This window comes from Qipengyuania sp. RANM35, from assembly GCF_041021145.2.
In the GTDB taxonomy this organism is placed as follows: domain Bacteria; phylum Pseudomonadota; class Alphaproteobacteria; order Sphingomonadales; family Sphingomonadaceae; genus Qipengyuania; species Qipengyuania soli.
This window is the reverse complement of the sequence record NZ_CM196433.1, coordinates 710,204-722,867: the sequence shown is the minus strand read 5'-3', so window position 1 is coordinate 722,867 and position 12,664 is coordinate 710,204. Positions and strand designations below refer to the sequence as shown.

The 12,664-nt window shown below is 63.8% G+C and carries 15 protein-coding genes and 1 tRNA gene; 9 read left to right on the top strand and 7 right to left on the bottom strand.

Annotation, left to right across the window (positions count from 1 at the left end):
- The first annotated feature begins 9 nt into the window (after positions 1-9).
- Together RAM60_RS03635 and RAM60_RS03630 are read left to right on the top strand one after the other, a co-directional pair.
- Positions 10-1,815, top strand: coding sequence for an ABC-F family ATP-binding cassette domain-containing protein (locus RAM60_RS03635; protein WP_369025525.1), 1,806 nt, complete (start codon positions 10-12; stop codon positions 1,813-1,815).
- Entirely contained in the window at positions 1,812-2,378 is a 567-nt protein-coding gene (locus tag RAM60_RS03630) for a uracil-DNA glycosylase family protein (protein ID WP_369025526.1), read from the top strand. Before RAM60_RS03635 ends, RAM60_RS03630 begins: the two co-directional genes overlap by 4 nt.
- Positions 2,379-2,444: 66 nt before the next feature.
- On the opposite strand, the gene RAM60_RS03625 is transcribed toward RAM60_RS03630, so the two are convergent.
- Positions 2,445-2,918 (bottom strand): DUF6456 domain-containing protein, encoded by a 474-nt coding sequence (locus RAM60_RS03625; protein WP_369025527.1) that lies wholly within the window; start codon positions 2,916-2,918, stop codon positions 2,445-2,447.
- Positions 2,919-3,008: 90 nt separating this feature from the next.
- Between RAM60_RS03625 and RAM60_RS03620 the strand changes: the two genes are divergently transcribed.
- A complete protein-coding gene (locus RAM60_RS03620; protein WP_369025528.1) occupies positions 3,009-3,581 on the top strand; it encodes a helix-turn-helix domain-containing protein in 573 nt (190 codons plus the stop codon).
- Positions 3,578-4,768 carry a glycosyltransferase gene (locus RAM60_RS03615; protein WP_369025529.1) on the top strand — a complete coding sequence of 397 codons (1,191 nt, stop codon included), beginning with the start codon at positions 3,578-3,580 and terminating at the stop codon, positions 4,766-4,768. The genes RAM60_RS03620 and RAM60_RS03615 overlap by 4 nt, the downstream gene beginning before the upstream one ends.
- Here RAM60_RS03615 and secF read toward each other — a convergent pair.
- Genes secF through yajC form a run of 3 tightly spaced genes read right to left on the bottom strand, consistent with a single transcriptional unit; the run spans position 4,765 to position 7,702 of the window.
- Entirely contained in the window at positions 4,765-5,742 is a 978-nt protein-coding gene (gene secF, locus RAM60_RS03610; protein ID WP_369025530.1) for a protein translocase subunit SecF, read from the bottom strand. The two genes, RAM60_RS03615 and secF, sit on opposite strands and share 4 nt — an antisense overlap.
- A gap of 15 nt (positions 5,743-5,757) precedes the next feature.
- Positions 5,758-7,356 (bottom strand): protein translocase subunit SecD, encoded by a 1,599-nt coding sequence (secD, locus tag RAM60_RS03605; RefSeq protein WP_200983268.1) that lies wholly within the window; start codon positions 7,354-7,356, stop codon positions 5,758-5,760.
- A 19-nt stretch (positions 7,357-7,375) separates the two neighbouring features.
- Positions 7,376-7,702, bottom strand: a complete 327-nt coding sequence (gene yajC / locus RAM60_RS03600) for a preprotein translocase subunit YajC (protein ID WP_200983266.1) — start codon at positions 7,700-7,702, stop codon at positions 7,376-7,378.
- Between the two features lie 200 nt (positions 7,703-7,902).
- Here yajC and RAM60_RS03595 point away from each other — a divergent pair.
- A tRNA-Pro gene (locus tag RAM60_RS03595) sits at positions 7,903-7,979 on the top strand.
- A gap of 119 nt (positions 7,980-8,098) precedes the next feature.
- Positions 8,099-8,512, top strand: a complete 414-nt coding sequence (locus RAM60_RS03590) for a holin family protein (protein WP_369025531.1) — start codon at positions 8,099-8,101, stop codon at positions 8,510-8,512.
- Positions 8,513-8,518: 6 nt separating this feature from the next.
- Here RAM60_RS03590 and RAM60_RS03585 read toward each other — a convergent pair whose 3' ends face one another.
- The 3 genes from RAM60_RS03585 to RAM60_RS03575 are packed head-to-tail and all read right to left on the bottom strand — an operon-like array spanning position 8,519 to position 10,629.
- Complete coding sequence (locus RAM60_RS03585) at positions 8,519-8,830, bottom strand: P-II family nitrogen regulator (RefSeq protein ID WP_369025532.1); 312 nt, start codon at positions 8,828-8,830, stop codon at positions 8,519-8,521.
- Positions 8,827-9,789: a sodium-dependent bicarbonate transport family permease gene (locus RAM60_RS03580; protein ID WP_200983260.1), complete on the bottom strand. Its 963-nt coding sequence runs from the start codon at positions 9,787-9,789 to the stop codon at positions 8,827-8,829. Before RAM60_RS03580 ends, RAM60_RS03585 begins: the two co-directional genes overlap by 4 nt.
- A 42-nt stretch (positions 9,790-9,831) precedes the next feature.
- Complete coding sequence (locus RAM60_RS03575) at positions 9,832-10,629, bottom strand: carbonic anhydrase (protein ID WP_369025533.1); 798 nt, start codon at positions 10,627-10,629, stop codon at positions 9,832-9,834.
- A gap of 55 nt (positions 10,630-10,684) precedes the next feature.
- Between RAM60_RS03575 and RAM60_RS03570 the strand changes: the two genes are divergently transcribed.
- From RAM60_RS03570 to accB, 3 genes are all read left to right on the top strand, one after another.
- On the top strand, positions 10,685-11,590 hold the full coding sequence (locus tag RAM60_RS03570; RefSeq protein WP_369025534.1) for a hydrogen peroxide-inducible genes activator: 906 nt from the start codon (positions 10,685-10,687) through the stop codon (positions 11,588-11,590).
- 76 nt (positions 11,591-11,666) lie between these two features.
- Positions 11,667-12,098, top strand: coding sequence for a type II 3-dehydroquinate dehydratase (locus RAM60_RS03565; RefSeq protein WP_369025535.1), 432 nt, complete (start codon positions 11,667-11,669; stop codon positions 12,096-12,098).
- Positions 12,099-12,174: 76 nt separating this feature from the next.
- Positions 12,175-12,663 (top strand): acetyl-CoA carboxylase biotin carboxyl carrier protein, encoded by a 489-nt coding sequence (gene accB, locus RAM60_RS03560; RefSeq protein WP_369025536.1) that lies wholly within the window; start codon positions 12,175-12,177, stop codon positions 12,661-12,663.
- Position 12,664: the final 1 nt, after the last annotated feature.

The window sequence follows — 12,664 nt, the reverse complement described above, 5'->3', positions numbered from 1 at the left end:
GCGCGCTCCATGGCGCAACCACCGATCCTCAGCCTCGAAGGCCTCGCTCTCCAGCAGGGGGGCAAGTGGCTGTTCGGCGGCCCCGATAACGATCCGCTCGACCTTCATATCGGCCCGCGTGACCGGCTCGCGCTGATCGGCCGCAACGGCGTCGGCAAAACCACGCTGTTCAAGCTGATCGACGACCGGATCGAGGCCGACAAGGGCCAGCGCAAGGTCAAGCCAGGCACTCGCATAGTGCTGCTGGAACAGGACCCCGACCTGACCGGCTACCAGACGTTGATGGACTGGGCACTGGCGGGCGAACACGCGCCTGCGGAACACGAGATCGAATCCATCGCCGGCCAGCTCGGCATCGACATGAGCCGCGATGCGGCTAGCGCGAGCGGCGGCGAGAAGCGACGCGCTGCCATCGCGCGGGCGCTGGCTCAGGAGCCCGACCTGCTACTGATGGACGAGCCGACCAACCACCTCGACCTCGGTGCGATCGACTGGCTCGAAGGCTGGCTCGACCGGTACAAGGGCGCCTTCGTCGTCATCAGCCACGACCGCACCTTCCTGAAGCGCCTGACCCGGGCAACGATCTGGCTCGACCGCGGAAACCTGCGCCGCAAGGAAGTCGGCTTCGGCGGGTACGAGGCGTGGGAAGAGGCGGTCTATGCGGAGGAAGCGCGGGCGGCAGAGAAGCTCGACGCCAAGCTCAAGCTCGAGGCTCACTGGCTCGAACGCGGGGTGACCGCCCGGCGCAAGCGCAACCAGGGGCGGCTCGAAAAGCTGTGGCAGATGCGCGCCCAGCGCGCCTCGATGATCGCAAGCTCGGGCACGGCCAAGCTCAAGCTGGCGACCGAGGAGGATTTCAAGTCGAAGTCGGTAATCGTCGCCGAGAACATCACCAAGAGCTTCGGCGACCGTGCGATCATCAAGCCCTTTTCGCTGCGCATCCAGCGCGGCGACCGGATCGGTATCGTTGGCGCGAACGGTGCGGGCAAGACGACGCTGCTCAAGATGCTCACCGGCGAACTCGCGCCGGACAGCGGAAAGGTCGAGATCGCCAAGACGCTGACCGGCGTGATGATCGACCAACAGCGCCAGCTCCTGACCGACGACAAGACGGTGCGCCAGGTGCTGGCCGAAGGCGGCGACTGGATCGATGTCCGGGGAACGCGCAAACATGTGCAGGGCTATCTCAAGGAGTTCCTGTTCGACCCGAAGATCGTCGACATGAAGGTCGCGGTCCTGTCAGGCGGAGAGCGGTCGCGGCTGCTGCTGGCGCGCGAGTTCGCCAAGGCATCCAATCTCCTCGTGCTCGACGAGCCGACCAACGACCTCGACCTTGAGACGCTCGACCTCCTGCAGGAAGTCATCGCGGACTACGAAGGCACTGTCCTCATCGTCAGCCACGACCGCGACTTCCTCGACCGGACCGTGACGATCACTCTCGGCCTCGACGGGTCTGGCAAGGTCGACATTGTTGCCGGCGGTTACGAGGACTGGGAGGCCAAGCGTCGTGCTCCCGTGGCGTCCAAAGCCAAGACTGCCAAGGCGGAAGACAAGCCCGCACCGCCGCCCCCACCTGCCCCGAAGTCGACCAAGCTCTCCTACAAGGACCAGCGCGACTACGAACTCCTGCCGACGCGGATCGAAGAACTCGAGGCGGCGATCGCCAAGGGTGAGACTATCCTGTCCGACCCCGACCTCTACACCTCCGATCCGCAGAAGTTCGCCAATATCTCCAAGGGCATCGAGAATGCCCGGGCCGAGAAGGACGCTGCCGAAGAGCGCTGGCTGGCCCTGGCGGAGATGGTCGAGGGGTGAGCCTCCAGCGGGAGATCGCGGCCTGCACCCTGTGCGCCAAGCACCTCCCGCACGGCGTCCGGCCGGTCACCAGCTTCTCCCCCACCGCACGCCTGCTGATCATCGGACAGGCGCCCGGTTCGAAGGTTCACGAGAGCGGCATTCCGTGGGACGATGCCAGTGGTGACCGCCTGCGCGAATGGACCGGCCTTTCGAAGGAGCAGATGTACGACCCCGCCAGGGTCGCACTCGTGCCGATGGGCTTCTGCTATCCCGGCAAGGCCAGCGGGGGCGATAAGCCGCCGCGCCCCGAATGCGCGCCACGCTGGCATGACCTGATCCTCGACATGCTGCCGCAGGACCGGTTCACCTTGCTCGTCGGGACCTATGCGCAGGCGCGTTACCTGCCCGGGGCCCGCAAGCTTTCGATGACCGACCGCATCCGGCAATTCCGCCAGTTCCTCCCCGGCTTCCTCCCCCTGCCGCACCCGGCCTGGCGATCGACCATCTGGATGCGCCAGAACCCCTGGTTCGAGGCCGAAGTCATTCCAGAGCTGCGGCAGGCGGTTGCCGCCCACATCTAGGGCCACTTCGCGGCCAGTCCTAAAGGATGGAACACATGGAACACGGTCCTGGCCAAACAAACGGGCTCACCTGATCCGGTAGAAATCCGCCACCCGGTCAAGCGCCAGTTTCAGCACCAGCTTGCCGCTGCGCGCGGGCCATTGCAGCGCCTTTTCGGCATCGGGGAGCCCTTCGCACGCGCAGGCGACGCGCCAGAGGATGTCGCTCAATCCCGCTCCCGCCTCTTTCATCGCGCCGTCGAACCGTGCCTTGGCAGCGATTTGCCGCTCCGATGGCGTCAAGCCGTCGCCGCCCCCGCCATCGACCCGCACAGGGTCCCAGCGCATGGTGACCGATGGCGACAATTGCGCACGTTCGTAGTCGGTCCGCAACCGCTCCCCGGCATCGAACTGGCGATCGGAAAGGTGACCGCGAGAGTGGAGCCAGGTCAGCGGGCTTTCCCCGAGATTGACCGTCACACTCCGCCGCCTATTGTGCGGCTCGCCGCCGCGGCGCGGGCCTTCGATAGTAAGTTCGCGTTCGACGAGCCTGCGATTCATGGGGTTCTCCTGACGTTGGGAAATCAGCCTTGCATTTGTCTGGTTCATGTAGGAAAGGTCGAAAACCAAATCGGTTAACGGAGGGGCGACTTGATCAACCGCATTCGCGACATCCGCAAGCAGAAGGGCTGGACGCTGGCCGACCTTGCCGAGGCATGCAGTCCGCCTACCACTCCGCAGACCGTCGGGCGGCTCGAAACGGGGATGCGCAACCTCTCGCTCAAGTGGATGGAGCGGATTGCCGCAGCCCTCGAGGTCGATCCGGAACTGCTCGTCCGGTCGGAAAAGGGCGAGCATCCGCAGGTCGTTGCAAGTCTGGGCGCGAGCGGACCGGAAGCCCTTGTCACTCCGCGTGACGCAATCCTCGCAACCGAACTCGGCAACGAGGGTGCCCTGATGGTCCTCGCCATAGATTATCCGCACGGCGAATATCGTCCGGGCGACCAGCTATGGCTTCGCCAGATCGAGCCAGCGCATGCCGGCCGGGCCATCAATCGTGACGTGCTTGTACCGAGAAAGGCCGGCCGCTTCGCCTTCGGGCGGCTCATCGACCGGCAGGGCACGCTGGTGGGCATCCTTCCGCCCGGACACGGAGAGAAGCAGCAGGTCGTCGACAATCCGCCCTGGATCGCGGTTGCCGAAATGCTGGTCCGTTCGCTGTGAGCACCGCCAAGACCCGCCGCGTCCTCTCGCTCTCCACGCTGTTTCCCAATGAGGCCAACCCGCGCTTCGGCATATTCGTCGCGCGGTCACTCGAGGCGCTGCAGGGCGACACGCATTGGGAGGCAGTGGTCGTCAATCCCATTGGCCTGCCTCCAATGGCAGTCGGGCGATACAAGGCGCTGCAGGAAGCGGCCAAGGACGGTACGGACTTCGGCCTCACCGTCTATCGTCCGACCTTCCGCCTCATCCCGAGGTTCGGAGGGAGGTTGAACCCCGGCGCAATCGCAAAGGCAGTGATACCCCTCGCGCGCAGACTTCATGCCGAGACGCCGTTCGACCTTGTCGATGCGCAGTTCTTCTATCCCGATGGCCCAGCGGCAATGATGATTGCGCGCGAACTGGGCTTGCCGTTTTCCGTGAAGGCGCGTGGCGCGGACATTCATTATTGGGGTGCCCGTTCCTATGGTCGCAAGGCGCTGCTCGAGACTGCCAATGCCGCCGCCGGCGTGCTGGCAGTTTGCGATGCGCTGGCCGATGACATGGCCGCACTCGGCATGGACCGCGCGAAGATCACGACCCATTACACCGGTCTCGATCGTGATCTCTTCCGCCCTCTCGACCACACGGGCCTGCGCGCAACGATTGCCGATACATTCGACGTTCCATGTCGCAAGGAGGAGACGCTCCTGCTCAGCGTCGGCGCGCTGATCGAGCGCAAAGGCCAGGGGCTGATCATCAAGGCCATGGGAGGGTTCCCCGACACACGGCTGTTACTCGTCGGAAAGGGCGAGGACGAAGCTTCGCTGCGCAAGCTGGCCAAGGAAGTGGGCGTCGCGGACCGGGTCCATTTCCTCGGCAGCCAGCCGCCATCATCGCTCGCGCCGCTCTACTCTGCTGCGGATTTGATGGTCCTTCCCTCCGCCAGCGAAGGACTCGCCAATGCCTGGATCGAGGCGCTCGCTTGCGGCACCCCCCTAGTGATTACAGATGCGGGTGGTGCGCGCGAGATCGTGAAAACCCCCGATGCGGGCGTGATTGTCGCGCGTAATTGTCGCGCTATTGCCGAAGGAATCCGCCAGATAGGCGAACGCCCCCGCTCACCCGAAAAGGTGGCGGAGGCGGTCGAGAATTTCAGCTGGCAGGCCAACGGCGAAGCGCTGGCTGCCTACTACGACAGCATCGTCTAGACCTGGCCGCGGGCGAGGCGTTCCTGCTTGTCGGTTGCGCTTTCCGTCGGGATGAAGCTGTCGCTGGTGACGCCCATCCACACCAGCAGCGGCGCTGCCATGTAGATCGAGCTGTAGGTACCCACGAAAATGCCCAGTGTGATGCCCGCAACCATGCCGAACAGGCTGGCCGGACCGAACAGCAGAAGCGGGATCAGCGCGATGAGCAGCGTCAGCGAGGTCATGACCGTACGCGCCAGCGTCTCGTTGACCGACAGGTCGAGCAGTTCCGGCAACGGCATCTTGCGGAACTTCTTCAGGTTCTCGCGGATGCGGTCGTAGACGACGATCGTATCGTTGAGCGAGTAGCCGATGATGGCCAGGATCGCGGCGATGATCTGCAGGCTGAATTCCAGCTGGAACAGGGCAAACATGCCGAGTGTCAGGCTGACGTCGTGGAACAGCGCAAAAAGGCCGCCGACACCGAACTGCCATTCGAAGCGGACCCAGATGTAGACCGCCACCGCCAGCATCGCCGCGAGCAGTGCGTAGACCGCCTGGGTCCGGAACTCTCCGGAAACCTTGCCCGACACGTTGTCGTTCCCGTCGAGGCGGAAATCCGGATAATCGGTCTTCAGCTTGTCGACGATCTGGTTAGCCGCTGCCTGGGCCGCGTCCTTGTCGGCCGACACTTCGTCCGGAAGACGAACGCGGATCGAGACCTGGTTATCCTCGCCGAAGCGCTGGACCACAGGATCGCCATAGCCGAGCGTCGCCACCTTTTCGCGCAGGTCGGCCACCGGGGCCTCCGCGCTCTGGGTGAAGGTCGCACGCACTTCGAGGCCACCCGAGAAGTCGACGCCGTAGTTGAGGCCCTTGGTCAGGACGAGTGCCCAGCTTGCCGCGATCAGCAGGATGCTGACCGCGAAAAAGGGCACGCGCCAGCGCAGGAACTTGATGTTGGTGTCGTCGGGGACGAGCTTGAGGAGTTTCATCGTTCTCGCCTCCGCTTACAGGTTGAGATCGTTGGGCCGCGCCTTGCGCAACCATCCGGCGACCCACATGCGGGTCATGGTAACGCCGGTAAAGACGCTGGTGAAAAGGCCGATCACGAGCACGACCGCGAAACCGCGAACCGGGCCCGAGCCGAACAGGAACAACAGTACACCGGCAATGAAGTTGGTGACGTTGGCGTCGTAGATCGCGCGGCTCGCTTCCTTGTACCCGTTCTCGACCGCGGCGACGACACGGCGGCCGCGCTTGCGCTCTTCCCGGATACGTTCGTTGATCAGCACGTTGGCGTCCACTGCGGCACCGATGGTCAGCACGAAGCCGGCGATACCGGGCAGTGTCAGCGTGGTGCCGAGGCCGGCCATGATGCCGAGAATCATCAGCACGTTGATGACCAGTGCCGCGGTGGCGTAGATGCCGAAGCGACCGTAGGTGAAGATCATCAGCAGCACGACGAGCAGCGACCCGATGCTCATCGCGATCAGACCCTTCTTGATCGAGTCTGCACCGAGGTCAGGACCCACAGTACGTTCCTCGATCACCGCGAGGTCGACCGGAAGCGCACCCGAACGTAGCGAAATCGCCAGCCGGTTGGCCGTCTCGACCGAGAAGCCGCCCGAAATCTGGGCAGTACCGCCGCGGATCGGCTCGTTGATGTTGGGTGCCGAAAGCACCTTGCCGTCGAGGATGATTGCAAAGGGCTTGCCGACGTTTTCGGTCGTCAGCTTGGCGAAACGACGGCCGCCGTCGCTGTCGAACTGGATGTTGACCACCGGCTGGTTGGTCTGCGGTTCGAAGCTCTGCTGCGCGCCCGTGAGGTTGTCGCCACGAATACCGCCAAGGCGACGCACGGCGATCGACGAGCCCGCAAAGTCGGAGGTTTCGGCATAAGGGACGATCTCGCTACCCGGAGGGGCGAGGCCCTGCTGCACGTCGCTCGGCAGGGCGTTCTGGTCGACCAGCTTGAACTCGAGCTGCGCGGTTTCACCGAGCAACGCTTTGAGCGCATCGGGATCCTGCAGGCCGGGGACCTGCACCACGATGCGCGTGTCGCCCTGGCGAATGATCGTCGGTTCGCGCGTGCCGAGTTCGTCGATACGCTTGCGGACCACCTCGATCGCGCTTTCCATCGCGTCGGAAACCGCGGTGTCGACGCCTTCCTGCGTCTGGGTCAAGATGATGCGATTGCCGTCCTCGACTGACAGGTTCCATTCGCGCACGAGGCCCGTACCGTTGATCGAGGGCAGCATGATTTCGCGGGCACGGTCGATTTCGGTCGGGTCGTCGAGGATGAAGCTCAGCCGGCCGCCGCGGGTCGAGACATCGCCGATGCGAATGCGCGGTTCGGCATTGCGCATAAGACCACGGACGTTCTCTTCCATGTTCTCGAGGCGTTGAGCAGCAACCTGCTTGCTGTCGGCCTCGAGCAGGATGTGGCTACCCCCAGCAAGGTCGAGACCGAGGTTGACCATCGGGTCGGGTAGCGCTTCGGGCCAGCGAACGCTGGTGAACGACAGCAGTGACGGGAGTGCAGCAAGACAGGCAAGCCCGGTAATGAGCCAGAGCCAGGCCTTCTTCCATGTGGGGAAGTCGAGCATATGGGTGTCCGCCCTCGCCTCAGTCGTTCGCCGCGGGCGTGCCGCGCGAGGACAGGACTTCGCCGATGGTGCCGCGAACCGCCTTCACCACCATGCCCTTGGCCACTTCCACATGGACGAAGTGCTCTTCCACCTTGGTGATCTTGCCGACGAGGCCACCACCGGTCACGACTTCATCGCCCTTCTTGAGCCCCTCGACCTTTTCGCGGTGCTGCTTCTGCTGGCGCATCTGCGGACGGATGATGAGGAACCACAGGATCAGCAGCATGCCGAGAGGCAGGATCCAGCCGGTCCAAGCGGGCGGCTGGGCCGCGGTGGAACTGGCGGCGGCAAGGAAATCGAGCATCGGGGAATTACCTGTCGTATGGTTGTCGCGACCGGCCGCAAGTGGGTGCGCGGGATGGCTCGTTCAAGCACCCTCCGCACGCCCGATGGCCGAAGTGCGGGCGCGGTTAGCAGCAATGCTGGCGCAGGGCAACGAATTGGGTGAGACACCCGCTTGCCATGCCCCGATGTCCCGCCTATAGGGCCGCCCTCCACTGGTCTCGGGACGTAGCGCAGCCTGGTAGCGCATCACACTGGGGGTGTGGGGGTCGGAGGTTCGAATCCTCTCGTCCCGACCAGTGGTTTCCTCCCCAAACTCCGGCGATTGCGACGTGCTGCTGTGCGTTTGCGGCCAGTTGTCTTTCCTACACGAACCATTGTGGTTAACTGATTCGGTCTCGCTAACCGGAGACGCCACATGCCGCTCATCGAATCGCTTATCGGCCCGATCGCCTCGATCATCGACAAGGTCATCCCCGACAAGGAAGCCCGTGCCAAGGCCAAGCTCGAACTGCTGACGCTCGAAGGCACGCAGGAACTCAAACAGATCGAGGCACGCATGTCGGCGATCGTCGCCGAGGCGCAGAGCAGCGACCCCTGGACCAGCCGCGCCCGTCCCAGCTTCCTCTACACCATGTACGCGCTGATCCTGTTCAGCGTGCCGATGGGGGTGATCGCCGCCTTCAATCCTGCTGCTGCCTTTGCCATCGGCGACGGCATGACCAGATACCTCGCTGCGTTGCCCGATGCGCTCTACGCGCTCTTCGGCACGGGCTATCTCGGCTACACCGCGGCGCGGCAGTGGGGGAAGGTCAAGGGTGTCGATCAGTAGCGACCCCTAGAACCTTTCCGGACGTATGACGTCCACGGTCGAACGCAGGACCACCAGTCCATGACTGTCGAGCAATGGCGCGATCATCTGCAGAAAAGTCTCCGCCCGATCACGATTGGCAATCGTCAGGAAGATGTATTTTGCCGTCGCACCGCTAATGAGATCCTCGGACCAATCGCCGTGTCGACCGCGCCCACTCTCGGTGCGGATCAGCGTGTGACCGGTAATCCCCGCAGCCTCTGCCATGTCGGCGAGACGCGGCGCGAGCGGCGCGTCGACCAGGACTTCGATCCTTTCACGGGGCGTCGTCTCGATCATAGCAGGGCTCCAAGGGTCTCGGACATCCAGCGGAAGAGCGGGATGCCCAGTACTATGTTGAACGGGAAGGTCACGCCAAGCGACATCGCGAGATACAGGCCGGCGTCAGCCTGTGGCAGTGACAGGCGCATCGCTGCCGGCACGGCGATGTAGGATGCACTCGCACCAAGGATGCCGAGCGCGGCGGCCGAGGGCGCATCGAGCCCGATCAGGGTCCCGATTGTCACCGCGATGGTTCCGTTCATGATCGGGAATGCGACCGCAAGAGTTGCCAGGCGCCAGGTAAGGGCACGGGTCTTGAGTATGCGCCGCATTGCGATCAGGCCCATGTCGAGCAGGAAGAGACACAGGACACCGGTGAAGCCGGCCTTGAACAGCGGCGAGATCGGCTCGAAGCCTTTCTCACCGATGAGCATGCCGATTGCGAAGCTGCCCAGAAGCAGGACGACCGAGCCGTTGAACAGCACCTCGCGCATCAGCTCGCGCGACAATGCGCTGCCACCCTGTTTGCGCGCAATGAACAGGCCGGAAAGGATTGCGGGAGTTTCCATCATCGCGAGGACCGCGACCATGAAGCCGGCAACCACGAAACCATTGTCGCCATAGACCTGGCTGGCAGTCACGAAGGTGACGACACTGACCGATCCGTAGTGTGCGGCAACCGCGCCGGTGTTCGTCCGGTCCAGCCCGCCAAAGCGCGCCAGCGCCGGGGCAACCAGGAATGGTATGGAGGCACTCAGGAGCAAACCTGCCCCCAGCGCCGTGACGAGTTCGGGTCCGATGCCCGCATTGGCGACTTCAACGCCGCCCTTAAGGCCGATCGCGGCCATCAAGTAGAGCGACATCCCCTTGGCGATGGTTTCCGGCACGGCGAGATCCGATCGCGCCGCCGCAGCAAGGGCTCCCAGTACGAAGAAAAGTACCGGCGCCGAAAGCAGGGTCGCAGAAAGCTGATCCATTTCCTACTCCTTGTCTGTTTCCGGCGCCGGTCAGGGGACGATTTATTCGGGAGCGACCAGCAGGCGGCCGTTGCGCGGCTGGATTGAACGCGCGCTGGGTCCGAGAGCGCCGCTGAGCTTGGCGATCTGTGCAGCGCTAGCCTCGACCGGAACGTCTGCGACATGCCAGTTCACCCCTTCGCTGCATGGCGGCGTGGTGAGCGAACCCATATAGCGATAGACGTCGAGATCGGTCGGGATCATGTCATCGATGTTGACCGAGAGGGCGGCACCATTGCCCTTGGCATGAGCCTTCAACAGGGCATCGATGGCGGGATTCTCGCTCCCCTCGGTGAAGAAGACGCCGAGGACGCCGAGCTCCCCGGCCTGCGTCGCGTGAACGAAGTGCGCCACCATCGGATAGCGCTTGCCGTTTACGGCATGCTCCGAGGGCGTGTGAAAGTGAACCTGCAGCAGATTGAAGGTCTTGTCGCCGCTGGTCATGCCCTTGCCCTGTCCGGGCGTGAAGTCGATCTGGACCTTCTGCTTGGCCAGCGCGAGCCTGCCGCTGGCTTCGCCGAAGCGGGTTTCGAGCTTGATGTCGCCACGGGCGTCGGGGCCGGTGAGGTCGATGGGCGACTGCATCTTGCCCGCGTCGCAAGTGGCGTATTCGGCTCGGATGTCACCCCAGTGTTCGTGGGTCTCGCCGTCGCCGAATGACCAGTCCTTGTCCTGCGCAATGGCAGCACCGGACAGACCGAGCGTCAGCACTGCGGCAATTGCGAAGTTCTTCATCATGCTCTCCTCGAAACTCGTGCGGCCTGGGCCGCCATCGCGGCGCCACATGAGGGAAAGCATCATGATAATCCAATTCGAACTCTTGCGGTTTTTCGATAAGATTTGCTAATGTCTACCCATGCCCTCGATCCGCCAGTTCGAAATGTTCGCCAAGATCGCCGAGACCGGCAACATGGGGGACGCTGCCTTGGCGCTCGGACTGACGCAGCCAGCCCTCAGCCAGCAGCTCCGCTCGCTCGAGGACGCGCTGGGCCTGAAACTCTTCGAGCGCGTGCCCAAGGGCATGCAACTGACGCCCGGGGGCCGCGAACTCATCCAATCCGCGCGTAGCGTGCTTGGTGCGGTGAGGGATTTCGGCGAAGTCGCCGACCGGGTTGCCTCGCGACCCGCTGGCACCATCCGTTTTGGCGTAACGCCCACCATCGGCCCCTACCTGATGCCGCAAGTCATCAAGGAGCTCCACCGGCGCTACCCTGCGCTCCGGCTCTACATCCGCGAGGGCATCCCCTCGGTCCAGCAAGGCGAACTGGCAGCGGGAGAACTCGACATGGTCCTGTCGCCCATGCCTATCGCGGGTCGCGGCCTGCACATAGAACCGCTTTTTCGTGAGCCGTTACGGATCGTGGCACCGCCGGACGATCCACTCCTTACGTTCGACAGGCTCACGAGGCGTTCGTTCGGTGGCCGAACATTCCTGACACTCGACCACCGCCATCACTATCACCGTCAACTCGAAGGGGTTTGCGCGCAGTTCGGCGCCACGATTCTGGCGGATTACGAGGGAACCAGCCTCGATGCGTTGCGGCAAATGGCTGCCTCGGGCGTCGGCCTGGCAATGCTGCCCGAAATCTACGTCCGCTCGAACGCGGGCGGGATCGACGGCGTGAGGATCGCCGAGCCCGGGAACTGGACCGAATACCGTAGTGTAGGCGCGGCCTGGCGCTCGTCTGCCGTGTTCGCGAAGTTGTATCAGGAGGTCGCCGACATCGTCAGCGAAGAGGCCCGGCGCCTGCTGGCCAATTAGACATTATCGCGACGCGTCCTGGGACTGGATGCGTCGCGCTCTTCCGTAGCGTCTCCGATCGGGCTAACCCAGAGCGATGCAGACAATCTTCGTTCTTAATGGCCCCAATCTCAACCTGCTCGGCACGCGGGAGCCGGAGATCTATGGCTCCGACACGCTCGACGACATCGCCCAGGCCCTCCACGAACAGGCAAAGGGCCTCGGCGTCGAAATCGATGTGCGCCAGACCAACCACGAGGGCGTGCTGGTCGACTGGCTGCACGAAGCGCGCGAGGTCGGGGCCAAGGCGGTGCTGCTCAACGCGGGAGCCTATACCCACACCTCCATCGCTCTGCTCGACGCGATCAAGGCGATCGGCGTGCCTGTGATAGAGGTGCACTTGTCCGATCCCTCGAAGCGCGAGGAGTTTCGCCACATCTCCTATGTCGGCATGGGCGCGGTGGACGAAGTGAAAGGTCTTGGCCCGCGCAGCTATTCCGTAGCGTTGGAGAAGGCTGCTGCGCTGTAAATTGCAGCTTCTCACCCCTTGTCACACGCGCCAGCCCGGCGCATAGGCGCTGCCACGCAACAGATAACGAGGTCCCATGGCCGACCATAAAGGCACCGCCGGCAAGTCCGGAATGAACGTCGATACCGCTCTCGTGCGCGAACTTGCCGAGATGCTGGGCGAAACCGGTCTCACCGAAATCGAAGTCGAAGATGGCGAGCGCAAGATCCGCGTTTCGCGCGGCGGCGGGGTGGCGATGGCCGCTCCTGCAATGCCGATGATGGCTTCGGCCCCCGCAGCCGCTCCTGCTGCAGCCGCACCTGCACCTGAAGCAGCGGCAGCCGCCGATACCGCCGGCGCGATCAAGTCGCCGATGGTCGGCACCGTATATCTCGCTCCCGAACCGGGCGCGGCCGATTTCGTGAAGGTCGGCGACAGCGTCAAGGAAGGCCAGACGCTGGTCATCGTCGAGGCGATGAAGGTCATGAACCCGATTGCCGCCGACAAGTCGGGCACGGTCAAGGCCATTCTTGTCGAGAACGCCCAGCCGGTCGAATTCGACCAGCCGCTTATCGTCATCGGCTGAT